The organism is Candidatus Nitrosotalea sinensis, assembly GCF_900143675.1.
GTDB lineage: Archaea > Thermoproteota > Nitrososphaeria > Nitrososphaerales > Nitrosopumilaceae > Nitrosotalea > Nitrosotalea sinensis.
Window position 1 is genome coordinate 127,723 of sequence record NZ_FRFC01000004.1, and the last position, 23,875, is coordinate 151,597.

Sequence of the window (23,875 nt, forward strand, 5' to 3'; positions counted from 1 at the left end):
AAAGATATGAAGGTCTAGAAGATATCTTTCTTGTCTACTTTTCTAATAGTAGTCTTCCAGCGTTTCTTGCTTCTCTGGGATAGGTTTCTTACCACTTTGCTTCCAATTGCGTCGAAAATCTTTGAGAGATCCCATCCACTTTCTGTATAGTTGTAAGTCCTGTATGGGCTTGCTATTCTGACTGCTACTTGGTAATGTGGTCTGTTAGTTGAAGGATTGTGAATTGTCTTGATTGATGCTTTTGCTTGTTCTACTTCTGGATAGACCTTTGAGAGATTTCGAATTATCTTGTCAAACTTTGTTTTGACAATCTCAGAGCTGTCATAATCTTCTGGCAGTCCTACTATGTAAAGTGGAACTTCACTTGGTATCTTGGACTCTAGTATGTTGATGATGTCCTTGTATGTTATTATTCCATGTATATTCCCCCACAATGACAACAAACAACATGATGTGTCATTTTTGAGCATTGATTCTATGACTGAACTAAGTGGAGCATTGGTATTCAAGTTTGGAATTCGTGTGCTGCCGATATTTCCAATCTGTGTCTGGTATTTCTTTTTTAGATTCAAACCTCGGAGTCCTGAACCGAGTCTTTCGCCAGGTTTTATCACTTGCAATAAATGCATTGATGTCAAGACTTGGGTAACTTTGCCATTTTTTACTATTGGTAAATGATCAATTCTTTTTGTTGTCATTATCTTTCGTGCAGTTGCAATAGAATCACTGCTGTTTGCCGTGATTGGGTCTGCAGTAAGTATTGTATTTGCTGATATCCATTTCAAATCCTGCTTGTGTAATAATTCTACAATGTCTTTGCCATTTACTATGCCAACAATTTCATCTCTTTCAACTACTGGGACAGAACGCATTCTATAATGAGACAATATCGCAGCTGCTTTTTCTATCGTATCATTTTTAGAAAGTGGCTGAATCTTTCGTAGTAATGATCTTATCTTTGTACTTTCAATGTCTTTGACGCCTAATAGTTCTCGTGCACTAATTGTCAAGACGTCTTTTCCTTCCATACAAAATGCGTCATAAGAATCAGAATTTACCAGCACTCCGATTGTCTTTGATGCTACAAAAGATGAATCAAGGATTGTTGGCTTTTTCATTATTTTTGCTACTTTTAATTCTCTTACATCTTTGAGATGTTGGTATATTACTTGGGGTGAGCTCATTTTGTTATCTTGTCCTCAATTGTGACAGAATGATGGCGTATAAAAACAAACCACTTGGTTTTTGTTCGTGATAATTACTTGATTATATTGTTATTGGATCCTAAAAGAATGGCCTGCTTTTACATAAAATATCAGGGTGGCCATAATTGATATTGCAAATATCATAGCAGCAAGTGGGCCAAACTCCGGGATTGCAGGAACTGTTTGGCCTTGAGAAGATGTAGCATTGTTTGTTGGAGGGATAGTTTGTGTTGTACCAGTATATTGGAATGTTGTCTTTGCTGTTTTATCAGGTCCTCCGTAGGTGACATCAATCTCATATGTTCCAGCACTTTTCCACAAGTTTCCACCTGCAACAGCTTGAACTGAATACGAGTATGTGCTAGGATCAACATCTGCTTGTGCAATGTAAACAGGTGTCTGTCCATTTTTTATCACTATTGATATTGGTATATTCAATTGGTCGGTTACCTTTCCTGAAATTATCATGGTATCACCATCTGCATATGACGACTTGTCTGTTTGTACTGTTATAGGACTTGTCTGACCAAATGCTGGATATGACGTAAACATGGCACCTATGACTAGTAATAATACAAGTGATCTGATTTGCAACACCTAGGACTTGATTTGTGATTATTTAAGATTCTCGATTCATAACATTGATCCCATCTGAGATTTTTTCCACACTGATTAAACTAGAAGAGACGGAAACGTGTTTTTACCTGCCATACCTCTGTACGTCACGTTGGGTCAATACCCCGCGTTTCCGTCCAATATACAATACGTGTACAAATTATTTAAGACTGATCCTGGTTATCATACAAGATTTCTGACACAATGTTGAAATGACATTTTGCAATCTTCTCACATTCTTGATGGATACATGAAAGTTGCCATGTGAATCTCTCACTGTTTTTTCTGTTTTTCTCCGACGTCGTATTTTTTGGGATTATCTTTTTTGATATTGTTCTTTTCTTTATTTTGCTTGTCACATTGTAGTGTGCTACACTGACAGCGACATTTGGTAAAGGTGAGCTTAAAATAGAATGGTTCCCAGATGGCTTAACATGCAAGGCTCAAATGCACTTGATAACTATGATTCAAAAAAGGCAGAAAAATCTCTAAAGATGCTATTTACTGACAAGAGTAACGAATTTCGCGAATTGGCTAATGGGATAGGATATCCTACATCAAACAAAGGATGGGAATTAATCATACTAAATTTCTGTCTTGATTTTAGCGATTGTTTCAAAGCATGGTCAAGCAAAGACAATAGTGCTGATCATATGCAGGTACACAAATGTAATACCATGATGAGACAAATTGGTCTTGGCAAGACCAACATGACTGAAGTAACTCATCTTGAAAACATTGCATATAGACTTGCAGAAGATTTCAAGGCAATATACAAGAGAATAGAATAAATTTCCAGAAGTTTTTTAGAAAAAACTATCCTTCTGAAGCTGATTTTCCGCCGTCTACGTTGAGTATCACACCTGAAATCCACTTGGCGTCATCAGATGCCAGATACGTCACAGCGTTTGCTACATCTGTCGGTTCCCCAATTTTATTCAAAGGTTGTCTATCTTCCAATACTTTTCTTGCCTCAGGATAGTCTAGGTATGATTTTATCATTCCTGCATTTACTATTCCCGGATTGACACAATTGCATCTGATGTTTCTTCGTGCATATTCTACTGCCAAGCCCTTCGTGAACATGTTTATGGCTGCTTTTGTGGTGCAATATACTGTCAGATGCACCTTCGGTATTGCTCTTTCTGCAGATATTGAGCCAATGTTAATTATTGAACCACCATTTTTGTTTTCAAGCATTTTCACTAGAACTGACTTTGTGATTCTGAATGTACCAAACAAGTTGGTGTCTACCAATAAATTGCAATCATCGTCAGTCATTTCGTGAAAATGTATTGGGTCTGTAATTATTCCTGCATTGTTTACTAGAATGTCTATTCTTCCATAATGATCCATTATCTGATTTACCGTTTGAATAACTTGCGGTTCTTTTGTTATGTCACACGCAAGTGCAACTGTTTTTGTAGCATAATCTTTGATAGTTTTCCTGGCTTTTTCTAACTTGGGTAGGTCTCTCCCAAGTAATACTACGTTTGCACCTTCTTCCACAAACTTTTTTGATATTTCCAATCCGATGTCACTTGATGCACCTGTGACAATTGCAATTTTGTCTTTTAGTTTCATGGAAGTATATTCAATACCATACTATATGAATAATTAAGTTCTCAGGTTCTTATCGTGGCTGGGAAATATGCATACAAGTTAAAAATACATCCAGGTTGTAGACACTATCTTGTACTGCAAGGATATGATCCTTCATAACACTTTCATAACAAATTGTCTTGATTTGCAATATTGAATTTCAAATCGCGTGGTTTTGGATATTTTGCAGCAGTGCTTTCTGCACTGTGTTTTGGTTCGGTAACTACTCTTGCAAAGCCTACCTTGGATGCCATGAATCCTCTTGTCCTGACCTGCATAGTATATCTTGTCTCAGCAATAGCACTTACACCTGCCACTGTTACCAAGAAAACAACCCTTCAAAGAAAGGATCTCTTGAAAATAATACTAATTGCCATGGCAGGGGCAGTAATTGCGCCGCTTTTGTTTTTTAGTGGGCTTCGCCTTACATCTGCATCAAATACTGCTGTTTTATCAAATGTTGAGATTGTATTTACAGTAATAATTGCAATATTGTTTTTCAAAGAAAAAATCAACCGTGTTGGTTACATTGGACTTGCAATGGTAACTGTAGGAGCGACAGTCGTTACAAGTACTCCGGAATTAACAGGCATTATAAATCTGGATATTGGAAGTTTGATGGTCATTGGCTCGTCTCTTTTTTGGGCAATTGATAACAATGTCAGCAAAATAATTACAAAAAAAGTTGATGTATTGAAGATAGCCCAATTCAAGTCAGGCATAGGTGGTCTAATTTTACTCATTATTGTATTTGCTGCAAATATTCCTATCTTGATTCCTTCAGGTGACATACCATTCATACTCTTGTTAGGAATAGTTGGATTTGCATTATCATTGTTCTTATTTTTGAAATCACTTCACATAATAGGAGTTGTCAAAACAATAGTGATCTTTGCAACATCATCAGTATTTGGATTGATTTTTGCAATTTTATTTTTGCATGAAAAGATAAGTGAATTTCAGATATCTGCAATCTGTGTCATGATTGTTGGAATTTATCTCATAAACAGAAAAGGGCAAGCAGATACCAGTCTAACTCCGCCATGATCTTTGTACTAATGCACAATCGTTACAGGACATTTTGCCATCTCTGAAATCTTTCTACTTGTACTTCCCAGTGTCATTATTTTTGAGATTCCAGATAGGCCCTGCTTCCAATTATTATAAAGTCGATTTCTTTATCTTGTGCAAATTTCAATAATTTGTCAACAGTATTTCCCTCTAAAACAAATTCTTTCATAGATACTCCTGAATCTCGATATTTTTCATGTATCTTTTTTAATTGCAGTTCTGATGTATTTTTTACAGATTTTGTTATCTGGGAAATAGTTTTTCTGGTTCCCTGTGAGAGATTCCAACCAGGAGGACTCACAGTACTCAAATCTGCCACATTTACCACATATAATGTGGAGCCAAACATACTTCCAATGTCCACTGCCATCCCTAATGCTTTCTGAGAATGTTTGGAACCATCATATGGCACCAAGATATTCTTGTATTTTCTATTCATCATCATAGTTTGACAACTTTCAAAATTAAATTTTATGATTGATTGTCACAGATGATAATCTAGATATTTGTTTTACGATAGACAATTACCATGTCTGATAATCTGAGTGATGCTTCAAATATTTTATACTTGAATGTTAGTGGATCAAAATGAAATTCAGAGATAGAGTAGATGCGGCACAACGACTTGCAAAGAATCTGGAAGGGATACAAAACGAAGATCCTGTAATCTTGGCAGTTCCTAGAGGAGGTGTTGTAACGGGGGATGTAATCGCAAAGACGTTTGGATTGCAATTGGATATTGTAGTATCACGAAAAATTGGATCACCATACAATCCAGAGCTTGCTATAGGTGCAGTCATGCATGATGGGAGTTTTTTTCCAAACTCTGATCTGATAAATTCACTAGGAGTTACGCAGGATTACATTGATGAGCAAATTGCGGAACAACTCCAAGAAATCAAAAGAAGGTTGACAAAATTTCGAGGAAGGCTTGACTATGATCTAAAAAACAAAACTGTCGTAGTTGTAGATGATGGTATTGCAACAGGTGCCACAGTATTTGCAACACTTGGATGGATAAAAAAGCAAAATCCAAAAAGAATCATAATTGCTATACCTGTTGGGCCTAGGGATACTGTTGAAAAATTACGTCAAGTAGCAGAAGTTGTAGTACTACATGAGCCGGTAATATTTGGTGCAGTGGGAGAGTTTTATGATTCGTTTGATCAAGTAGAGGATAGTCAAGTTGTTGAGATAATGCGTAGCTATGGGCATCACAAAAACATGAAATGAAAAATCATCTTGCTCGTAATGCATTCAAGATGACGCTGACATCTAGTGCTTCTTGTATCATTGCGCCTATTGCAGGTGGAAGATGACCAAACATGGCAATACCCATGAACAAGAAACTGCATCCAAGACCAACTATGATACTTTGTTTTGCAACAGAAATAGTCCTTTTTCCTATTTCTATCACATCTACAACTTTGGAAACCTTGTCTACAAGCAAAACTATGTCTGCCGCCTCTGCAGATATTGCAGTTCCTTTTGCTCCCATTGCTATTCCAACTGTTGATGCAGCCAGTGCCGGTGCATCATTAATTCCATCTCCAACCATAGTTACATTTTCAAACTCTTGACGTAGTTTCTTTATTGCAATCACCTTCTCTTCAGGTACTAATTCTGCTTCATAATGAGAAATCCCTGCTTGTTCTGAAATGTTTTTGGCATTACTTGTAGCATCACCTGTCAACAAGATTGTTTTTTTGATTCCAATTGATTCAAGTTTTTTTATCATGGATTTTGCATCAGGTCGTATCTCATCTCCAAATACTATTGCACCCGACAACTTTCCATTTATTGCTACAAATGCAACCATGCGTCCTTCTGGTTTTACAGTATCTGTCAGTACCCCATTACTCAAAATATCTATTCCTGTATTTTCAAATATGCTGGGAGCTCCAACCAGGATGTAATCTGAACCAATTCTTCCTTCTACTCCTGCTCCTGCTATTTCTCGAAAACTCTCTGGCTCTAGCAGTTTTTGAAATTTTTCTTTTCCCTTTTGGACAATCATGGAAGCTATTGGATGAGAAGAGAGTTGTTCAAGACTTGCGGTCTTTAAGAGGATATCTTCGCTTGAAATTCCATCAAAAGATATTATTTTTTCAACTACAGGCGTGCCATGAGTGATAGTTCCAGTTTTATCAAAGACTGCAACCTGAGTTCTAGCAGCTTGCTCTATTGCAGCACCTGTTTTTATTATAATTCCTGATTTTGCAGCTCTGTTTATTCCACTGATTACTGCAACAGGGGTGGCAAAGATGAGAGAACATGGTGTTGCCACAACAAGAACAGACAATATTGTCTCAAAATTATTTGTGACAAGCCATCCTATTCCACTTATTGCAAGCGTAAGTGGGGTAAACCATACTGCATACTTGTCTGCAAGTCTTTGAATCGGGGCTTTTTCCTGCTGGGCTTTTTTTACAAGTTCTACAATTTTTGAATATTGACTTTCCTCACTTTTTCTTGTTGCCCTGATGTCAAATGCATCTCCGATGTTTATTGTTCCACTAAACACAGGATCTCCATTTAATTTTGTTTTTGGTAGTGGTTCACCAGTAAGCGAAGATTCATCAATTCTAGCATGCTTGCTTGTTATCTCTCCGTCTACTGGAATCAAATCTCCAGGTTTGATTACCAAAAGATCTCCTGTGTTTATCTCAGACACGGGAATCTCTTTTATGGTGTGATCAATTTTCTTATGTGCAACCCTTGGGGCTCGAGATAATAAATTGTCAAGTGAGGATGATGCTCTTCTATACGCATAATCTTCCAATGCCTTGCCGCCTGATTGCATCAAGACAATTATGACTCCGGGAAAAGCATCGTTGAGTATAACTGATACAATGATTGCAAGCATTGCTACTATGTCTGAAACAAAATGTTTGTGTAAAATCTCCCGTATTGTCTGCCAGATAACAGGGATTCCACCCCCAATCAATGTTATCATCCACGCAATTTTTCCATACTGGTCGTCATGTATTACATACAGAACTATTCCTACCACAAGTCCAATTAAGGATAAGACTGGGACAGGATAATGCCTTGTGAACCAAGTTACTTTCTGAAATTTACTAATTGTCATTTGTAACTTTAAAGAGATTCAAAAATTAAAACTACTCTATTGGTACCATGCGTGATAACAACGGGTTTACAAAGTATTCTAATACTATTTTGCTAATTTTTGAATCTCTTGTGTGACAAGAGGCAGGAATGCACCCACATCTGTAACTATTCCTAATGCTTGCCATGTACCCCTGTCCATAAGTTTTGTAACAGTTGGCTGGCTAATGTCCACTACAATTACTTTGACATCTGCTGGAAGCATATTTCCAGTTGCAATTGAATGAAGCATTGTGGAAACCATAATGACAAGTTTTGCATCTTTTACAATCTCCTTGTACCTGCGTTGAGCCACTGTCATGTCTGTAATAACATCAGGTAATGGTCCATCATCTCGAAGTGAACCTGCCAATACAAACGGAACTTTATTTTTTACACATTCATACATTATGCCTTTGGTCAATGTCTTGTTTTTGACCATGTTGAGAATTGATCCTGCTTTGAAAACTGAGTTTATTGCTTGCATGTGATTTCGATGTCCTCGCACTGCAAGTGTCCCATCCTGGACATTCATTCCAAGTGATGTACCAAGTGTAGAATATTCAATGTCATGAACTGCTAGTGCATTTCCTGCAAGAATTGCATTGATGTACCCTGCTTTTATCAATGATGCAACAGAATCCGATGCTCCAGTGTGTACAATTGCAGGGCCTCCAACAAGTACAATCTTCCCACCTTGTTTTTTTATCTTGTAAATATCTTCTGCAACTTTTCTTGCAATGTGTTGTGTTGGTCTTTCACTTGAGCTTCCACTACTCATGAACTGGAATAGATTTACTCCTTCTCTTGGTCTTTCTGGAGGAGTTACACGAATTCCCTTTTCGCCAATTATTATCATGTCTCCTTTTTTGATATCACGTATTGGTGTACAAAATGCACGATTGTTTTTTACAACGATGCACTTGTCCATCATCATGTTTTCTACTCGTATCCACTTGCCTTTGTAGAAGATCTCGGTATGATTGTTGGTAGTACTGTAAAAATCATCAGGCATAACCATGTTCTTTGCTGCAGGTTTGAGTGAAATTTCTTGCTGAATCTTTGAGGTAGCCCCTTCACGATATACTGCTTCCAATATTTTGTCCAGATGTTCTTGCGAGTTTCCCTGGATGGCAAGTTTTGCATAACTTTCATCTTTTTTCTGTTTTCCAACTTTGAACTCTTGTACTTGAAACTCTCCTTTAAGATCCATTATGACATCAAAAATTTTAGTAAGTATCATGGAATCAATGAGATGACCTCTAACCTCTATCTCATGAGAAAACTTTTTTGTCATTTCCTAAAATGTGATGTCTGTACTAATTTAACCTTGATGTTGACTCGTATTTTGTATTTACAAAATGTGATTTCTCATACTGGGAGTACTACATCACCGACATGTTCCGGAACATTGTCTGCCTTTAGTCTTGATACAATTGCATCCTTTCTTTCAGTATCAAGACCTCGAACCAGAGCTTTTGATATTCCGTTTTTATCACATATTACGACCATAAATCCGGTGGTCTCAGATAAAACATACCCTCCCGCATCACTCAAGACTGCATAAAGATTATCTTGTCCTACTGGTTCCCAAATGTTTGTTTTATTGTCCCGGAGTGCTAAGGCTGGCATGGCTTGATCATTACATAATTTGTTTAGGTACTCACGAGCTTCTTTGACTCGCTTTTCTCCCATCTTCAGGGCAACAAAATATTGCATATACAAAAAAACTGTTTCTTGTTATTTATATGATATCGTATCTAATATGTCGTGAATTTCTTTAGATTTTATTTCATTTTTAGCCGATTCTAAAAATGTACGCAATTTTTCGTTAGAAAAACCCTCTGAGGAATATTTGACAGCTTGTATTGCCATTTCTAGTTTATCTACATCATGCAACAACACAGATTCTTTTGTTTGTAATTCTGAATATTCTTTCCATAATTCTGAATATTGGTTTGCGACATCGCGTGGAATTTTTGAGAGAATTTCTTTCATCGCGTCATCTTCTACTGTTTTTTTATTTTCTTTTGATATTTCTCCCGGCATGAAATCGCCAGTAATTGATTCTGCCAAGTCATGTAATAACGCCATTTTGATAATTTTCTCAGTATCGAAATTATGTAAATCGGACAAGACCATTGCCATCACAGCTGTGCCATATGAGTGATCTGCAACAGATTCGGGATGTTCTATTCCAACCTTGTTTTTCCACCCGCTACGAGGCACTTTTTTGAGCTCAGCAACAAGATAAAAAAAATCAAACAACATTATGGTGTAATATCTTGCCTGTTTTAATCTTTGACGGTATTATCTTGAAAATATTTCAAACAAGATTAAAATGACAATTACAATATGTAATAACATGAAAATATACACAAAAACAGGCGATGATGGTACTACTGGATTGATAGGAAACAAACGTGTAAAAAAATCAAGCCCTAGAATTTTATCATATGGAACCGTTGATGAGCTTAATGCATCAATCGGTATAATTCTGTCAACAGGTCCTGAAAAAGATATTCAGGATTTGCTAGTGCAAATACAAAATGATCTTTTTGTAGTAGGGGCTGATCTTGCAAATCCGAATCTGGAAAATAAATCAAATAGAATAACTTCTGAAATAATATTGTTTTTAGAAAAGGAAATTGATAGATTAGAAGAAAAATTATCTCCCATAACTTATTTCATACTTCCAGGGGGAGACTCTGTTGCAGCACATATTCATCTTGCACGTGCAATATGCAGGAGAGCAGAAACAAATATTGTAAGTTTGGCAGAAAACGAGAAAATCAATAACAATTGTCTAGTTTACATGAATCGATTATCAGATCTTCTTTTCGTACTAGCTAGAACCGTAAATAAAAGAAAAGAAATTTCAGATATTGCTTGGAAGAAATAAGAAAGACACACTTTAATTCCCCGAAAATTGGAGATTGTGATGTGCCGCCGTAGCTCAGCCCGGGAGAGCACTCGGCTGAAGACCGAGCTGTCGCATGTTCAAGTCTTGCCGGCGGCACCTTCTAGTTCAAAAATACCTCAAAAGAGTGCACAAATTATTAAAAAACGTGAAAAATTGCAGCGTGAATCATTGTGTAACGCGGGTTTTTTTGTATTCTTGTAATGACCTCGCATTTGAAACAAGTAACAATCCTTGTAATATGTATCCTCCAACTATTAACACAATTGCGTTGTAAAAAGGATGAAAAGTAGACATTATTTCAAGGTGTTTTGGAGAGACGGTATTTCCAATAATTACAACTAGTGCTATTATGAAGTTTGGAATGTATGCATAACGGAATTTTTTAAATGAAATTGCTGCTAGCGCTATAAATGAAAATTCCAGCGAAAATGCTTGTATTATAAATTTTGGATCTCCTAGGGGAATTCCAAAAGCTCCTACTATACTAATTGCACACAATACGGATACAAGAAATTTTTGATTTTTTTCCAATTTGATTTAAAATCAAATGATACAATTAATAAAATTAATCCTGATGCTTCGTGATTGAAAATATCTTATATAGTATAGCCTCATTAAGATGAATGTAATTCAAAATGAGTTCAACTGAGGTTGCAAATTATGCAAAAAAAGTATTGGCACTTGACCCAAAGATTAGATTTGCAGGCAAGATAGTCAATGGTGAACTAGTATCAACTGCAAGAAAAGATGGGGTAATTCCTTTGCTTGACAAAGATCTGGCAGCATTAGCACACCATCAGGTTTCAGTCAAAGCAATGATGGACAAGATGTTTACTGATAAGCTTGGAAATACGGATTGGATTGTAGAATCAAAAGGAAAAGTAAAACTGTTGACAATATTTCAAAAAGATGGAATACTTATTCTGTCAACTGAACCAACATCTGACCATCACGCAATAATTGAAAAGATAAAAACACTCTAGCAGTTCAAATCGATTTAACTAGTACGAAAATCGTCTTTTTTTCATTATTTATGTCTCAAATGATCATTATTGCAATAATAAGACAAGTTTAAAAGGATGATACTACTTGTTGGATAATCGTCTTATGACAAAGGATAAGAAAAAAGAGACTAAAAAGCCTGCAAAAAAAGAGGCTCCAAAGAAGGAGACCAAGGCCAAGCCAAAAGAGAAAACAAAACTCAAAGAAGACATTATTCAAGAAGATGATGGAATAATTGTTGTAGAGGATGACACAGGTCTTGATAAAGAAGCAGAGCTTGAAGCAAGAAAAGCATACTTGGAAGAGGCACGTTCACAAGAAGCAAGTGACGATTAGTTTTTTCAGATCAAAAAGACTTATCCGTGATCATGCCATATTGGCTCTATGAGAGCCCTTTGTTTAATTACTGTCAAGCCAGGAAAGGTTGATCCTGTAATATCTTCGCTCAAAAAAGCAAGAAAAATAGTCAAAGAGATAATGGTTGTAACAGGAAGAGCAGATATTGCCGTAGTGTTACAAGGTACAATTGATGAAATAAACAACATTGTGATTGATTTTAAAAAGATAAAAGAGATTGTTTCTACAGAAACTCTGATTGAAGTGGAGGTGGATATGGGTTGGTCAAAGCCGTAGTACTGGTAAAATCTCCAAAAAAACTCATAGCCGCGAGACTCAGAATGGTCAAGTCAGTGTATAGCTCCTTTGCAGTAAGTGGCCAATTTGATGCAGTAGCCCTGATAGATGTCAAAGACTTGTCAGAAATAAAAGATGTTACAACTGAGATACAGAGCATAAAAGGTGTAGAACGTACTGAAACTCTTGTTCAAGTAGTGTAATCACCATCACTCTTTTAACGCTCCTAGTGCATATTGTGTGTATGAATATAAGACATCTTGGGAGCGTAATTCTTGCAGTCTCAGACCTTGAGAAATCCACAAAGTTTTACCATGAAGTAATTGGACTGCCAATCAAAAACAAACATGGAAATTGGGTAGAATTGGCAAAAGAGGGAGCCACAGTAATACTCCATCCTGCCAGTAAACAAATCAACACAGGAACTTCAATTGAGAACGGGATTGTAATAGGACTGATAGTCGGAGACATGGATTCAGCTGTAAAAGAACTCAAGTCAAAAAATGTAACTGTTTACAGAGAGGTAGAATCTCACAAGGCAGGAAAGAATTGCATAGTATTAGATCCTGACAAGTACATGATTTCCTTATTTGAGCCATCATTTGATGATGGTGCAAAACAAGCTCGTGGTTTTCATGGGTTTGCCCCACTCTAAATAATTTTTTTAATTTTTCCAATAATTTCGTTTACAGCATCTGGTGTTACAGATTTGTTAATTGAGATATAGTAAATCCCTTCTTTTCTCTGAAATATGATAACTGTAACTTTGTCATGTCTTAGTACCGCACTGTCCATATCTCCAATTGCAGAACTTGTCTTGTTTCTCATAGTAAGCATTGTTGAAACAAGAAAGAATTCATTTCTTGCAGGTTCGTTTGATAGAAATGTAGAAAGGCCTGGTCTTATTATACCTGTTAAAGTTCTTCCATATTCATTTATCAATCCAACATACCTAATTGATTTTGATAACTCCATTATTTTCTGACATTGGTTTCTATGCTTTGCAATCTTTTCGTTCCATTTTTGATTTGGAGTCTTGTTCACAGTCATAATTAAAACACATTACTTTATAAAAGTTGGAAGTTACTTTTTCTTTTCTTTTCCAAGGTCTGCTTTTAGTGTAAGATTTTCTCTTTTCAGCCTTTCATTTTCTTCGCTGAGCATATCAATTGCATGCATCCTTGAATGCATAGGATGCCCAGGCATGAACATGTTTGGTGTCATGTTGAAAAGACCTGCTGCATATCTCTGAAACATTATGTTATGCTCTGCAAGTTTTTGTGTCATCATATCTGCATCTTTTACTATGCGGTTTTTCACGTTTCCTGCACTTGATAGGCCTGATGGTATGTTTACACGTGGTGGTAATCTTGGAAATGCAAAAGGAGAATTCATCATATCCATTGGTTGTCCAAAGACTTCCATCATTCTTCTCAAATCATAAGGCCACATAATGAAATTTTTCCCATTCCTCTATTTCATGTTTACTCACAAAATCAGGCATTAGATATAGAGACATGTCAAGTACTAGTCATTTTTTATCAAATTCTATCGATCTCCGATCCTTATAGAATGCCCGGATCGACTTTAATTTAATGTCAAAAACAATATCAATGCATTGTATAAAGTGTAAAAAAAATATAGATTCTAATGATTTATACAAAATTGTAATGTATATTGTTGACCAAAAATTTACAGATCATCATTATGAACATGTAGAATGTCCTGGTAAATTCACAATCTAAGTATGCATTGCGTAAACTCTGTACGCTTTACCTGTCTTCTTGTCTTGATATGACCAAACATGATCATTCCAGCTCATAAGTTCAAAGAGATTCTTTAGTGAAGGATGAAGTTTTTCATAAATGTCTTCTCCAATTAAAATTTGATTGGGTTTTGCAAGTGCAGTTATTTTTGCTGCGATACTTACAGCTGGACCTAATATGTCTACATGTGATTTTATTTGGTCAGAGCCATATCGAACAATTACATTTTCTCCAAAATCCATGCCTATCTTTACACGAAGTTCTGGATAATCATACTCACTCAGTATTGGATTTATTCCTCTTTCTATGACATCAATCATGGTTCGTGCACAATTTACCGCACTATCTGAGACCACAAGAGGACTTTCTTCTGCAATGAAATATCCAATTACTGCATCTCCAACATATTTGAGAACATAACCGCCATGATGACGTATCACTGATCGCATCTCTTGTGAAAATGAACTGATTATAATTCCGAGTTTCTCTGGTGGTAAAAGTAATGCCATGTCAGTAGAGCCTACAAGATCTACAAACATCACAAGCATGTGGATTTTTTGAGCAACGTGCTTTCGAAGAAATGAATCTGATTCATCTACTGAATAATCATACTCGTATCCTTTTTTGAGCGAACTCCATACTCGTTTCTGAGTTTCTTTTATGAGAGTTTCAGTGTCAAGAATGCCAGATTTACCGCCTCCTAACATCATGTCAACTATGTTCATAGTAGTCTTTTCATCTGGCTTGGATTCTTTCTCATTGCTCATTTTGAATCATTCCAGTGGGAAATTGGCTCCGCACACAGGACATACTCCTCTTTCTCCCTTGTATTTTATATCAAAGTATTGGATTATCTCCACGTTACAGTTCCAACATATAATCTTCTTAAACGATGATTTTGAGGTTTTTTGCCTTCTCATGGTAAATTTGTGCGTAAATAGTATATAAAGTGCATACCGATTTTATGTGGCAAATTCTACAAAATTGATGTGCAGATACCATCAAGCAATCCAGAACCTTTTGTAAAATTGTTGAGCGAAAAGGCAGAACTTGTTCGTACCTTATTTCTTGAACACGTTACCGCTTTGACAAAAAAGGCATCCATAAAAGTGATGCTCGGAGATGGAACAGTTACAGATCAAGAGTCATTTGATCCGGCTTTGATACGACAATTCTTTGCTAATCTTCTAAAAAGTGTACCTGATTGGGACAACCAAGGGGTATCATCTACAGTAGAAAAAGATCTTAGACGCATATTTATTAAATTTGAGATAAAAGAAGGAAACTATCTTCTTTCAGCACACATGTCATTGCAGTACCATGCGTTGTTATTTTACAAACTTGATCACAAGGTAATAGAAATACAAAAGGAACTAGCAGATATTTCAGACATGATATCTAATTTACAGGTCAAGGTAGGACCTGAAAATGACAAGATAATACAGGAAAAATTACAAAAAGAAGGATATGCCGACCTTGATGAACAAAAACTATTCGAAGTTTTGTTCAATCGAGAAGACATGACTCAGGAGATTGTAAAATCAATAGAGGTCTCACACCAAGAACATACCCGGCTCGTATCAAACAGAGACAGACTATTCAAAGAGTTAGATAATATGTTAATTGAGATATATCACACCACGCCAGTCTTAATTGATGAAAATAAAATGATCGCTGCCGAAGAAGGATGTCTGTGCAATTTCAATTTGGAATATCTAAAAAACAACATACGTGAGGGAAATATCAATCTGACAAGAATTGCAGAGCAAACAAAGACAAATTTACTTTCACATTTGGATAATATCATAAAAATTTTAAAAAATTAAAAAATTGTTTATATTAAAGTGATTTTACAAAATAATACAATTAGTCAAGAGGTCAAGGCCATTTTTCATGGTGTCACAGTTTGGGGAGTAGACACCACAGAAAGACGTTATGACACTCTTGACTTAGATCTCTAATTTTCTCAGAATATTATTTAGGCCTTTCTTGATCCCTTAAAACTTTGGTAAATAATGCATTAATTTCATATTTTCTCATTAGAATATCAATAAATTCTATAAATTATAGATTGTTTTTTGGGTTCAACACAATCAATAACCCAAATATACTAAGACGGGATGAAAAATCTGATGAATGTAACTTTTGATGACATACTAAAATCACAAAAAATTCAACGCAATGTTATCCGTAGGACTCCTCTTGAGAGTTCACACTCATTTAGCATGATGACAGGCTCAAAGATATATCTAAAATCAGAATGTCTACAAAAAACTGGCTCGTTTAAGGTACGTGGAGCTTATGCAAAGATTGCGAGTTTGTCAAAAGAAGAAAAACGAAAAGGGGTCATTACAGCTTCTGCAGGAAATCATGCTCAAGGAGTTGCATACGCATCAGCCTTGGAAAAAATTTCATGTACAATTGTAATGCCTGTCAATGCTTCTCCTGCCAAAGTCTCTGCCACAAGATCCTATGGAGCAAATGTGATATTGGAAGGATCAGTCTATGACGAATCTTCAGCAAAAGCAGCAGAACTTGCACAAAAGACTGGTGCTACAATAGTTCACGCATTTGATGATGAGACAGTAATTGCGGCTCAAGGAGTAATAGGACTTGAAATCATGGAAGACCTTCCAGATGTTGATGAAATTTATGTTCCTATTGGTGGCGGAGGTCTTGCAGCAGGAATTTTAAAAGCAGTCAAGACCAAAAAACCCAAGGTAAAGGTAGTAGGAGTACAATCTACTGGTTTTCCAGCAATGAAAAAATCATTTGATGCAGGAAGATTGCAATCAGTATCAGGACACAGAACTATTGCAGATGGAATATCAGTAAAAACACCTGGTCAATCCACATTTAAGATAATTAATGAACTAATCGACGATATTGTGCTAGTTGACGATTCTACAATCGTAAAAGCAATGTTTCTTTTGATGGAAAGATCAAAGATGGTCGTAGAACCCGCAGGAGCAGTTGCGTTAGCATATCTTCTTGACAAAAAACCTGCAAAGGGAAAGAAGGTGGTTCCAATCCTATCTGGAGGAAACATTGACATGTACTTGTTAGGACAAATTGTATCAAAAGGCCTCACAGAGATGGGCAGAATGGTAAAGATATTTGTCCTCCTGACTGACAAACCAGGGGCATTAAGAGAAGTAGTAGACCAAATATCTTCACTTAGCGTAAACATTGTCGATGTAATTCATGATAGACTTAGCTCAAGTATACCTGCAGGAACAGCAGGAGTAACATTGAGCCTTGAAACTCAAGATCAAAAACATGCGGAACAATTGATTGGTTTTCTTAAAAAGAAAAACATCCAATTCAAGGTAGTCACATAGAAATGGTTTTACTGTCTGCCTACAAGTGATAGGACGTTAAATGACAAGATTATTCCAACAAAAATACAGGATACTATTGTAGTTATTTTTCTATTTGCAAATTCACCCATTATTTTTTTATTCATAGTCAAAATTACGACAGGTATTACTGCAAGTGGGATTAACATGCTTAAGATGAACTGGCTATACACCAATATGTGCAACGGGTCAAATCCAAAAAGTATGGCTAGACTTGTAGGCACTACGTTGATGAATCGTGTTATGATTCTTCGTAACCAGACGTTTATTTTTTTTCCTAGAAATCCTTCCATTATTATTTGACCTGACAATGTTCCTGCAACAGATGATGCAATACCTGATGAGAGTAAAGTAATGAGAAATACCACTCCTGCAGATATTCCAAATAGCGGTACAAGAGTCTTGTATGCCTCCGAGATTGATTGAATTTGAGAATTATGTGGATAAAAGGCTACTGCGGCCATCAACAATATTGCAGCATTTACAAGCGCAGCAATGGTGAGCAAAAATATGGTTTCTGCAAGATGAAATCTGCGCATTCTTTTCTTTTCTTCAGCCGTTTTGTTGTTTGCTTTTTCTTTTGTCAAAAAAGAATGTAAGAATACAACGTGTGGCATCACAGTGGCGCCAATTATTCCAACTGATACAAACAATGCATTCGGATTAGCAAAGTGTGGCAAAAGTGAGCCACTGAGTATCTCTTCTATACTTGGAGGTGCCACAGACAGTTCGTAGATGTATCCAAAACTAATGATAGACACAAAGAGCAAGAAGATTTGTTCTAAAACCCTGAACTTTTTGTATGTGAGTGCAAGTATTAGAATTACATCAACTGCGCCAAATATTGCAGCATAAATCATTGGAACTCCAAATAAGAGATTTAATGCAATTACAGTACCAAGGTATTCTGCCAAGTCCGTGGCAGCAGCCATTATTTCTGTACTCAACCAATATGGTATGACAAACATTTTTTTCCCTAATTTTTCTCGCAATAATTCAGCAAGACTTTTGCCTGTAGCAATTCCTAACTTTCCCGATAGATACTGAACCAGCATTGCCATGGCGCTAGAGAGCCACACTACCCACAATAATGAATATCCAAAGGCTGAACCTCCCTGAAGATCAGTTCCATAATTCCCAGGATCAATGTACGCAATACTGACAATCAATGCAGGTCCAGAATACGCTATGAATCTTTTAAGGGAATGAACAAGGTTTGAGAATCTAGAACTAGGCAAGGACATTGTGCGGTAGTTTACATGATGGTTTATTCTTCATATAAAAGTTAGCTATGGCTAAATTATTTAGTGCAATCTAAATTATGGATTTTTTCAAAATAATTAATAATATACAAAATAAACCAAGTCCAATTGACAACAAAGAATGACTGGAAGGGAAGCTCTTACCTAACTTGGAAAGAGATAGAACAACACGTATCATTACTGGTAAAAAAAATAGAAAAAACAGGTTTTGAGTTTGACAAAATTGCAACAGTATCGCGTGGAGGACTAGTTCCTGCAAGACTTGTTGCTGATTATTTCAACATAAAGGTAATTCAAGTAGATGGAAAGAAAATCTTCAAGAAGACTTTGTTTGTTGACGACATTTATGATTCAGGTAATACATTTAGGAAAATATTTCCCAGAGTAGAACACCCAAAAAAATTTTTGTATGCAACACTTGTTGCTAGAAAAGGCATCACATATCCAGAAAATTTAGTATATGGGAAGAAAACACGCGGATGTGAATATGTTGTTTTCCCATGGGATAAGATTGAATTTGAAAGAGCTCACTTGACTAAAGATTAAGTACCAGAAGACAAATAGAACATCATGAATCCATTTGCATGCTCAAAATGTTTTGTAGGATACAGACCTGGAGAATTGATATCATGTCCTAAATGTGGACAAGAGTTTTGTGGAAACTGCTTTAAGCAGCACAGTCACTAGAAAAATTAAGTAATGGACCAAATCCACTAGATATCATGTCTGCTTTTGGCGGAGATGATGTTGATACATTAGCCCTGATGTTTGACAAGTTACAATACATCTTTCGTGGATATGATCCTTATATTCAGACATTTACCGAGATGATGCAGGCATACAAGGAAGGTAGAATTTCTGAGAGAGAGTATTACAACGCAATGATTGATGCAGTATTCAAATATTCTGCCCTAGAATTTCTCGGTCTAAAGGCCATGTTTGAGATTAAAAAAGCACTAAACAGAATGAACAATCCATCACACAGAAGACAATCTGTGCCGGGTATGATATCTGGAAATACCATGGGTCAACCAGTCTCAGGGCCTCAAAATTCTATTGCATCATTTATCAATGCAAAAAGCCTTCCAGGAAGAGATGAAATGACTCAGATCATAACAAGTACAGACAAGAAATGCGTTTCATGTGGAAAAACACTGTCTAGCACTGCAAAATTTTGTACCTCTTGTGGCAACAAAGTGTAAAAAACCGAGGAAGATAATTCAAGAACTAAATAATCCCATATTAGAAAGAAAATTCGGATCGGTAGTCTAGCCTGGTTAGGATATCGCACTCACACTGCGGGGGTCGCTGGTTCAAATCCGGCCCGATCCATTCTCTTTATTTAATTCTTAATTTCTTCTCATACATATCAAGCAACATATCTACAAGCTCGCTTGTGTGCATAATACGATCTTTCATCTTGCCCTTGGAATTCTATCTTAGGTCTCATTTCGCAATGTAAGTATACTTATTCTCCATCGGTAACTATTTCGGGTTGTATGATATAATTGATAAACTATTTGGCTAATATTTGACATAAATGTTTTCTATGAGCACATGTGTGTTATAGAGCAATCATAAGGATCACTTAAATAGGAATGTCCGGGATATTATATGGTGTAAAGAATTCTTGCTTACAAAAGAGAACAACAAAACAATTCCGTATTCATTTAGAATAGATAATGAAGTTTATCTTGAATTGGAATCTGAAGCAAGAAAGAAAAGTGTATCAATAAATTCTCTATTAAATCAAGTAACAAAAGACTACTTTTTTAAGAAAAATTTTGAAAAACTTGCATGCATCCCAGTTCCACTAGATATACTTCGCAATGTATTTGATAGTGCAGATGAAAATATTCTAGCCAAAAAGGCAGACAAATTGGGGTCAAACCATGCAATAGAATATGTCCAGTCTTTATACCACGATATGACCAAGGCTACTGCCATAAAGTTCTTAGATGTCTGGTTTGGAAGATTCTTTAAATTCGAGCATGAGATTCATGGTTCTACTCACTCATATTCTGTCCAACATGACATTAACGAGAAATATTCTGTATTTATGAAAGAGTTTGTCAAATCATTTTGTGAGACAATACTACGTGTGCCTGTGAAGATCCAAGCAACTCAAAGAATGATTACGTTTTCTTTTTCTAGTTAATTTGTTAAAATGATTGTTGTATATTATTTTAATTATCAAATTATTGCGACGATTGTTGGAAAACTAGAACAAACATTTTCTATTTACAATTAGTAGGTGGTATCATTACATTGTTAGATACGTGATATCATAATGAGCTACTTTGAGCTAGAATAATCCTACCATTTTATTAACTAGTTTTTTGGTATACCGTACATGCTTTACCATAACCACGATATGTCATGTAAAATACATGACATGACTAGTAAATCGTGTGGTATGAAGACGAAGTCACTTCATACAAACAAAAAGCAAAAGGAGAAAATAAAATGAAAATACAACAAAATAAAATAAAAACCGCAACAATAATCTTAGGTGCTGTGATAATTGGATTGATGCTCTTATCTCCTATGACTGTACTGCCTAGTGTTAATGCACAAAGTCAGTTACCTTCTGGCTCATGTAGTTCAATATCAAAAAAAGAAATACACGACAAAGCTACTTCTTTAGATAACTCTAAAGCAAAATTGATGGCAGAGAACTCTAATAACTTTAAAACAAAAATACAAGGGCACGGTTACAGATTCAATAGCATATTCAATACATGGTCTCTTGACAAGACGAGTTGTAATCTGACATGGAAAACTACCAATATAGTATATTCCTTCAATGACACTAAAGGTTCAATGAAAAATATAGTTGTAACAGAGGATCCAGCATTAACAAAAATAATTAGTGTAACAGAGCAAGTAGTATCGCGTGCTTCAACGTCTACTAATTCATACAATTGGGCTGGTTATGAACCATACGCCATGAGTAGTCCTACAACCAAATATCCGGTGTATGAAGCAACTACAACATTCACGTTACCTAGTATTACCTATCCGTCAAATCCTACTAATGCTTGCAAAACAAATCTGGGATATCAGCCCTGTGATCTACTATCTGGGACGGCATCGAAGACAGCCTTGGAGGAAGTAATAATCTGGCTCAAGCCGGAGCAGATGAGGATATAACCTATAATGGAGGGTATCAATATTCGTATTATCTCTGGTATGAATTTCTGACTACTTCCCCTGGAGGTTTAACACAATGTACTGGATTGACAATAAATCCCAGCGATTCTATCACATCTGATGTATATGGTGAAAATACATATGGTGAAAATACATATGGTGGAAGTAACACTTCATATGACATATCGATAACCGATAACACATCCAATCCGGTTCAGCTATGTACTGTTACTGGTCAGAGCTTTTTCACAACCTCTACTCCTTATTATGGTACATTCATAGATGAGAGACTGTGCAATACAAATGCAAATCCATGTCCTACGAGTTCAATGTCAACTTTACCTTCGTTTACCTCTGATACATTTAGTAGCACTACAATGTATTATAATGGTGGAACTCAGTCCATTGATTCATCCTTTGGTGTGAATGGATGGTATAATGAAGATAAAATGAATTTGAATGGTTCCAACCCTCCAAACATAAGCAATGGCGCAGAAAGTAGTAGCTCGTTTACAGAAACCTACAGAAATAGTCTTGGTACATAGTAAGTACCTACCACATATTTTTATAATTTTACTTTTTTGTTATTAGATAGATAAAAATAACAGGATTTCCATATGGTAAATTTTTATTGTTATTTGATCATTTTCTATGTAATTAAATTTATATAAAAAAATAAACGGAAAATCAAACCCCTCATTTGAGAAATTAGATGTAAAAAAATGTATTAAATTGGATGATTAGAACAAATCTACACCAAATTTTTAAAGTAGATATCCAGTACATATAACATATGAGTAGACCATATTTTTACATAATTATGGTATTATCATCAATTATTCTTGTATGCATACCAGGATCATATGCAGATAGCGGCTCTGTACTTTTCATGAAACAAAATTCAACTGCCAAAATCTATGTAAATTTCACATTTCCAGTACTGAATAACGAAACCCATACTCTGAGACCACAAATACTTACAGGTTTGACTTATCCTAATTCTTTTGCTAACGGCTTGAGTATAAATGCAGTCCCAAGTTTACTTGTTGCTAACAAAAGTAATGTTGGAGTTACATATGTAATAGCAGCAAAAGATGATACCAAAGGTGTTTATGCTATTTCCTTATATTGGTGTGGACTTTTGCCTCTGGTAGTAGGATTCAATGACTCTGAAGTCAGTCCTGTAATTTTTAACGAATTTTTTACTGCAAAATATAGTTGCCCAAATTTTTCCCAGTCCACCCCCAAAATGAATATCATAGGATATTCTAACATGATTCATAAAATTATACATGCTAATTCAAATAGCAATAACAGTAACAATGACCATCTAGTGAATCAATTAGGTCAATTACCGGAGAGTCCTCTAAAACAAATCAAGTCTGGAGTAAAATCATCAGATGTAAAATGTAAAAAAGACTTTATTCTTATAACAAAACACGAGGATGACAAGCCTGCCTGTGTCACAATCTCTACTGCAATCGTATTAGCAGAACGTGGATGGACTACTAGTCTCCAAATTCATCCTGCAGGGAATTAATCAAGCGATTTTTAAGCCAACTTAAAGAGTAGGTATAAAACAATGAAACATAATGGAACCGAAAAATGTACTCCACAGACCCATACTCGGCCCGATCCACCACTAAAACAATAGCAAACCAGTAATACTTCTCCTACATGAGATAAGTAATGTCTGAGAGACAAAAAATCAAAAAGATCTTGGTACCATTGGACGGTTCAAAAAATTCTATACGTGGTTTAAAAACTGGAATACATCTTGCAAAAGAACATGAAGCATCACTCACCGTCATCCATGTAGTACACACGTCACACAAAAAAGAACTCAAGCAAAAAAAACTTGAAGAAGACATTCCCCCGGAATTCATACTTTTCGCAAAGAGTCTTGCAGTTAAAAATGCAGTTCCATTTTACAGTAGAATACTAACAGGAGATCCAGGATATTCCATAGTAGAGTATTCCAATACACACAACATAGATGTCATTGTAATAGGTGCCAGAGGCTTGAGCACTCTTAAGAAGATCTTTCTTGGTAGTGTTTCAAGTTATGTAATGCACAAGTCCAAGGTTGCAGTAATGCTGATAAAGTGATTTGAAATATTTTGAATCATATATAGTTAAGAAATCATGGACATTCTCAAACTTGGAGAAAATTAGG

Annotated in this window: 31 protein-coding genes and 2 tRNA genes; 20 read left to right on the forward strand and 13 right to left on the reverse strand. The window is 35.9% G+C overall.

Annotated features, from left to right (window positions below):
- Nucleotides 1-14: 14 nt before the first annotated feature.
- Both NSIN_RS06590 and NSIN_RS06595 read right to left on the reverse strand, forming a co-directional pair.
- Nucleotides 15-1,184: a CBS domain-containing protein gene (locus tag NSIN_RS06590; RefSeq protein ID WP_101010352.1), complete on the reverse strand. Its 1,170-nt coding sequence runs from the start codon at nt 1,182-1,184 to the stop codon at nt 15-17.
- Nucleotides 1,185-1,274: 90 nt separating this feature from the next.
- On the reverse strand, nt 1,275-1,799 hold the full coding sequence (locus tag NSIN_RS06595; RefSeq protein ID WP_101010354.1) for a hypothetical protein: 525 nt from the start codon (nt 1,797-1,799) through the stop codon (nt 1,275-1,277).
- A 434-nt stretch (nt 1,800-2,233) separates the two neighbouring features.
- On the opposite strand from NSIN_RS06595, the gene NSIN_RS06600 reads away from it, so the two are divergent.
- Nucleotides 2,234-2,611, forward strand: a complete 378-nt coding sequence (locus NSIN_RS06600; protein WP_133124100.1) for a hypothetical protein — start codon at nt 2,234-2,236, stop codon at nt 2,609-2,611.
- Between the two features lie 25 nt (nt 2,612-2,636).
- On the opposite strand, the gene NSIN_RS06605 is transcribed toward NSIN_RS06600, so the two are convergent.
- Nucleotides 2,637-3,404 carry an SDR family NAD(P)-dependent oxidoreductase gene (locus NSIN_RS06605; protein WP_101010360.1) on the reverse strand — a complete coding sequence of 256 codons (768 nt, stop codon included), beginning with the start codon at nt 3,402-3,404 and terminating at the stop codon, nt 2,637-2,639.
- Nucleotides 3,405-3,575: 171 nt separating this feature from the next.
- On the opposite strand from NSIN_RS06605, the gene NSIN_RS06610 reads away from it, so the two are divergent.
- Nucleotides 3,576-4,469: a DMT family transporter gene (locus NSIN_RS06610; RefSeq protein WP_101010361.1), complete on the forward strand. Its 894-nt coding sequence runs from the start codon at nt 3,576-3,578 to the stop codon at nt 4,467-4,469.
- A gap of 76 nt (nt 4,470-4,545) precedes the next feature.
- Here the strand turns inward: NSIN_RS06610 and NSIN_RS06620 are convergent, their stop codons facing one another.
- Entirely contained in the window at nt 4,546-4,932 is a 387-nt protein-coding gene (locus tag NSIN_RS06620; RefSeq protein ID WP_165775275.1) for a universal stress protein, read from the reverse strand.
- Nucleotides 4,933-5,081: 149 nt separating this feature from the next.
- Between NSIN_RS06620 and NSIN_RS06625 the strand changes: the two genes are divergently transcribed.
- Complete coding sequence (locus tag NSIN_RS06625) at nt 5,082-5,726, forward strand: phosphoribosyltransferase (protein WP_101010365.1); 645 nt, start codon at nt 5,082-5,084, stop codon at nt 5,724-5,726.
- Nucleotides 5,727-5,730: 4 nt separating this feature from the next.
- Here the strand turns inward: NSIN_RS06625 and NSIN_RS06630 are convergent, their stop codons facing one another.
- From NSIN_RS06630 to NSIN_RS06645, 4 genes are all read right to left on the reverse strand, one after another.
- Nucleotides 5,731-7,584, reverse strand: coding sequence for a heavy metal translocating P-type ATPase (locus tag NSIN_RS06630; RefSeq protein WP_101010367.1), 1,854 nt, complete (start codon nt 7,582-7,584; stop codon nt 5,731-5,733).
- Nucleotides 7,585-7,668: 84 nt separating this feature from the next.
- Nucleotides 7,669-8,898, reverse strand: coding sequence for an ornithine cyclodeaminase (locus NSIN_RS06635; protein WP_101010368.1), 1,230 nt, complete (start codon nt 8,896-8,898; stop codon nt 7,669-7,671).
- 74 nt (nt 8,899-8,972) lie between these two features.
- Nucleotides 8,973-9,320, reverse strand: a complete 348-nt coding sequence (locus NSIN_RS06640; protein WP_245871934.1) for a hypothetical protein — start codon at nt 9,318-9,320, stop codon at nt 8,973-8,975.
- A 21-nt stretch (nt 9,321-9,341) separates the two neighbouring features.
- On the reverse strand, nt 9,342-9,872 hold the full coding sequence (locus tag NSIN_RS06645; RefSeq protein ID WP_101010370.1) for an HD domain-containing protein: 531 nt from the start codon (nt 9,870-9,872) through the stop codon (nt 9,342-9,344).
- A 94-nt stretch (nt 9,873-9,966) separates the two neighbouring features.
- On the opposite strand from NSIN_RS06645, the gene NSIN_RS06650 reads away from it, so the two are divergent.
- Both NSIN_RS06650 and NSIN_RS06655 read left to right on the forward strand, forming a co-directional pair.
- Nucleotides 9,967-10,503, forward strand: a complete 537-nt coding sequence (locus tag NSIN_RS06650) for a cob(I)yrinic acid a,c-diamide adenosyltransferase (protein WP_101010372.1) — start codon at nt 9,967-9,969, stop codon at nt 10,501-10,503.
- A 43-nt stretch (nt 10,504-10,546) separates the two neighbouring features.
- Nucleotides 10,547-10,620 (forward strand) — tRNA-Phe (locus tag NSIN_RS06655).
- Between the two features lie 69 nt (nt 10,621-10,689).
- On the opposite strand, the gene NSIN_RS06660 is transcribed toward NSIN_RS06655, so the two are convergent.
- A complete protein-coding gene (locus NSIN_RS06660) occupies nt 10,690-11,055 on the reverse strand; it encodes a hypothetical protein (RefSeq protein WP_101010373.1) in 366 nt (121 codons plus the stop codon).
- Nucleotides 11,056-11,159: 104 nt separating this feature from the next.
- Between NSIN_RS06660 and NSIN_RS06665 the strand changes: the two genes are divergently transcribed.
- The 5 genes from NSIN_RS06665 to NSIN_RS06685 all read left to right on the forward strand — a co-directional run bounded on the left by NSIN_RS06665 (nt 11,160) and on the right by NSIN_RS06685 (nt 12,814).
- The gene (locus NSIN_RS06665) at nt 11,160-11,507 is read left to right on the forward strand and encodes a hypothetical protein (protein WP_101010375.1); all 348 of its coding nucleotides are present in this window, start codon (nt 11,160-11,162) and stop codon (nt 11,505-11,507) included.
- Between the two features lie 124 nt (nt 11,508-11,631).
- Nucleotides 11,632-11,862, forward strand: coding sequence for a hypothetical protein (locus tag NSIN_RS06670; RefSeq protein ID WP_101010377.1), 231 nt, complete (start codon nt 11,632-11,634; stop codon nt 11,860-11,862).
- 48 nt (nt 11,863-11,910) lie between these two features.
- Nucleotides 11,911-12,159, forward strand: coding sequence for a hypothetical protein (locus tag NSIN_RS06675; protein ID WP_101010379.1), 249 nt, complete (start codon nt 11,911-11,913; stop codon nt 12,157-12,159).
- The gene (locus tag NSIN_RS06680) at nt 12,144-12,362 is read left to right on the forward strand and encodes an Lrp/AsnC ligand binding domain-containing protein (RefSeq protein ID WP_101010381.1); all 219 of its coding nucleotides are present in this window, start codon (nt 12,144-12,146) and stop codon (nt 12,360-12,362) included. Before NSIN_RS06675 ends, NSIN_RS06680 begins: the two co-directional genes overlap by 16 nt.
- A 41-nt stretch (nt 12,363-12,403) precedes the next feature.
- On the forward strand, nt 12,404-12,814 hold the full coding sequence (locus NSIN_RS06685) for a VOC family protein (protein ID WP_101010383.1): 411 nt from the start codon (nt 12,404-12,406) through the stop codon (nt 12,812-12,814).
- On the opposite strand, the gene NSIN_RS06690 is transcribed toward NSIN_RS06685, so the two are convergent.
- The 3 genes from NSIN_RS06690 to NSIN_RS06700 all read right to left on the reverse strand — a co-directional run bounded on the left by NSIN_RS06690 (nt 12,811) and on the right by NSIN_RS06700 (nt 14,692).
- Nucleotides 12,811-13,203, reverse strand: coding sequence for a hypothetical protein (locus tag NSIN_RS06690; protein WP_394340813.1), 393 nt, complete (start codon nt 13,201-13,203; stop codon nt 12,811-12,813). The genes NSIN_RS06685 and NSIN_RS06690 overlap by 4 nt on opposite strands.
- 39 nt (nt 13,204-13,242) lie before the next feature.
- Nucleotides 13,243-13,587: a hypothetical protein gene (locus NSIN_RS06695; protein ID WP_133124101.1), complete on the reverse strand. Its 345-nt coding sequence runs from the start codon at nt 13,585-13,587 to the stop codon at nt 13,243-13,245.
- 313 nt (nt 13,588-13,900) lie between these two features.
- Nucleotides 13,901-14,692: an adenylate/guanylate cyclase domain-containing protein gene (locus NSIN_RS06700; RefSeq protein WP_101010389.1), complete on the reverse strand. Its 792-nt coding sequence runs from the start codon at nt 14,690-14,692 to the stop codon at nt 13,901-13,903.
- 222 nt (nt 14,693-14,914) lie between these two features.
- Here NSIN_RS06700 and NSIN_RS06705 point away from each other — a divergent pair, with 222 nt between their 5' ends.
- On the forward strand, nt 14,915-15,751 hold the full coding sequence (locus tag NSIN_RS06705; protein WP_101010391.1) for a hypothetical protein: 837 nt from the start codon (nt 14,915-14,917) through the stop codon (nt 15,749-15,751).
- A 306-nt stretch (nt 15,752-16,057) separates the two neighbouring features.
- Complete coding sequence (gene ilvA, locus NSIN_RS06710; RefSeq protein ID WP_101010601.1) at nt 16,058-17,266, forward strand: threonine ammonia-lyase; 1,209 nt, start codon at nt 16,058-16,060, stop codon at nt 17,264-17,266.
- A gap of 8 nt (nt 17,267-17,274) precedes the next feature.
- Here ilvA and NSIN_RS06715 read toward each other — a convergent pair whose 3' ends face one another.
- Complete coding sequence (locus NSIN_RS06715; protein ID WP_165775276.1) at nt 17,275-18,522, reverse strand: Nramp family divalent metal transporter; 1,248 nt, start codon at nt 18,520-18,522, stop codon at nt 17,275-17,277.
- Nucleotides 18,523-18,654: 132 nt separating this feature from the next.
- Here NSIN_RS06715 and NSIN_RS06720 point away from each other — a divergent pair, with 132 nt between their 5' ends.
- The 8 genes from NSIN_RS06720 to NSIN_RS06755 all read left to right on the forward strand — a co-directional run bounded on the left by NSIN_RS06720 (nt 18,655) and on the right by NSIN_RS06755 (nt 23,808).
- On the forward strand, nt 18,655-19,092 hold the full coding sequence (locus tag NSIN_RS06720) for a phosphoribosyltransferase (RefSeq protein ID WP_101010395.1): 438 nt from the start codon (nt 18,655-18,657) through the stop codon (nt 19,090-19,092).
- 176 nt (nt 19,093-19,268) lie between these two features.
- Entirely contained in the window at nt 19,269-19,748 is a 480-nt protein-coding gene (locus NSIN_RS06725; RefSeq protein ID WP_101010397.1) for a zinc ribbon domain-containing protein, read from the forward strand.
- A 55-nt stretch (nt 19,749-19,803) separates the two neighbouring features.
- Nucleotides 19,804-19,878: transfer RNA gene (locus NSIN_RS06730), tRNA-Val, on the forward strand.
- A 298-nt stretch (nt 19,879-20,176) separates the two neighbouring features.
- Nucleotides 20,177-20,704: a hypothetical protein gene (locus tag NSIN_RS06735; RefSeq protein WP_101010399.1), complete on the forward strand. Its 528-nt coding sequence runs from the start codon at nt 20,177-20,179 to the stop codon at nt 20,702-20,704.
- 251 nt (nt 20,705-20,955) lie between these two features.
- Complete coding sequence (locus tag NSIN_RS06740; protein WP_101010401.1) at nt 20,956-21,699, forward strand: hypothetical protein; 744 nt, start codon at nt 20,956-20,958, stop codon at nt 21,697-21,699.
- Between the two features lie 86 nt (nt 21,700-21,785).
- A complete protein-coding gene (locus tag NSIN_RS06745) occupies nt 21,786-22,244 on the forward strand; it encodes a hypothetical protein (protein ID WP_101010403.1) in 459 nt (152 codons plus the stop codon).
- A gap of 248 nt (nt 22,245-22,492) precedes the next feature.
- Entirely contained in the window at nt 22,493-23,239 is a 747-nt protein-coding gene (locus NSIN_RS06750) for a hypothetical protein (protein ID WP_133124102.1), read from the forward strand.
- A gap of 149 nt (nt 23,240-23,388) precedes the next feature.
- Nucleotides 23,389-23,808 (forward strand): universal stress protein, encoded by a 420-nt coding sequence (locus NSIN_RS06755; protein ID WP_101010407.1) that lies wholly within the window; start codon nt 23,389-23,391, stop codon nt 23,806-23,808.
- Nucleotides 23,809-23,875 lie beyond the last annotated feature (67 nt).

Coding starts and splice junctions, on each gene's coding strand:
- NSIN_RS06685 (WP_101010383.1), top strand. CDS start 12,404: ATGAATATAAGACATCTTGGGAGCGTAATTCTTGCAGTCTCAGACCTT.
- NSIN_RS06625 (WP_101010365.1), top strand. CDS start 5,082: ATGAAATTCAGAGATAGAGTAGATGCGGCACAACGACTTGCAAAGAAT.
- NSIN_RS06645 (WP_101010370.1), bottom strand. CDS start 9,872: ATGTTGTTTGATTTTTTTTATCTTGTTGCTGAGCTCAAAAAAGTGCCT.
- NSIN_RS06600 (WP_133124100.1), top strand. CDS start 2,234: ATGGTTCCCAGATGGCTTAACATGCAAGGCTCAAATGCACTTGATAAC.
- NSIN_RS06620 (WP_165775275.1), bottom strand. CDS start 4,932: ATGAATAGAAAATACAAGAATATCTTGGTGCCATATGATGGTTCCAAA.
- NSIN_RS06750 (WP_133124102.1), top strand. CDS start 22,493: ATGAGTAGACCATATTTTTACATAATTATGGTATTATCATCAATTATT.
- NSIN_RS06755 (WP_101010407.1), top strand. CDS start 23,389: ATGTCTGAGAGACAAAAAATCAAAAAGATCTTGGTACCATTGGACGGT.
- NSIN_RS06605 (WP_101010360.1), bottom strand. CDS start 3,404: ATGAAACTAAAAGACAAAATTGCAATTGTCACAGGTGCATCAAGTGAC.
- NSIN_RS06675 (WP_101010379.1), top strand. CDS start 11,911: ATGAGAGCCCTTTGTTTAATTACTGTCAAGCCAGGAAAGGTTGATCCT.
- NSIN_RS06725 (WP_101010397.1), top strand. CDS start 19,269: ATGTCTGCTTTTGGCGGAGATGATGTTGATACATTAGCCCTGATGTTT.
- NSIN_RS06700 (WP_101010389.1), bottom strand. CDS start 14,692: ATGAGCAATGAGAAAGAATCCAAGCCAGATGAAAAGACTACTATGAAC.
- NSIN_RS06630 (WP_101010367.1), bottom strand. CDS start 7,584: ATGACAATTAGTAAATTTCAGAAAGTAACTTGGTTCACAAGGCATTAT.
- NSIN_RS06640 (WP_245871934.1), bottom strand. CDS start 9,320: ATGCAATATTTTGTTGCCCTGAAGATGGGAGAAAAGCGAGTCAAAGAA.
- NSIN_RS06635 (WP_101010368.1), bottom strand. CDS start 8,898: ATGACAAAAAAGTTTTCTCATGAGATAGAGGTTAGAGGTCATCTCATT.
- NSIN_RS06665 (WP_101010375.1), top strand. CDS start 11,160: ATGAGTTCAACTGAGGTTGCAAATTATGCAAAAAAAGTATTGGCACTT.
- NSIN_RS06670 (WP_101010377.1), top strand. CDS start 11,632: ATGACAAAGGATAAGAAAAAAGAGACTAAAAAGCCTGCAAAAAAAGAG.
- NSIN_RS06650 (WP_101010372.1), top strand. CDS start 9,967: ATGAAAATATACACAAAAACAGGCGATGATGGTACTACTGGATTGATA.
- NSIN_RS06695 (WP_133124101.1), bottom strand. CDS start 13,587: ATGATGGAAGTCTTTGGACAACCAATGGATATGATGAATTCTCCTTTT.
- ilvA (WP_101010601.1), top strand. CDS start 16,058: ATGAATGTAACTTTTGATGACATACTAAAATCACAAAAAATTCAACGC.
- NSIN_RS06590 (WP_101010352.1), bottom strand. CDS start 1,184: ATGAGCTCACCCCAAGTAATATACCAACATCTCAAAGATGTAAGAGAA.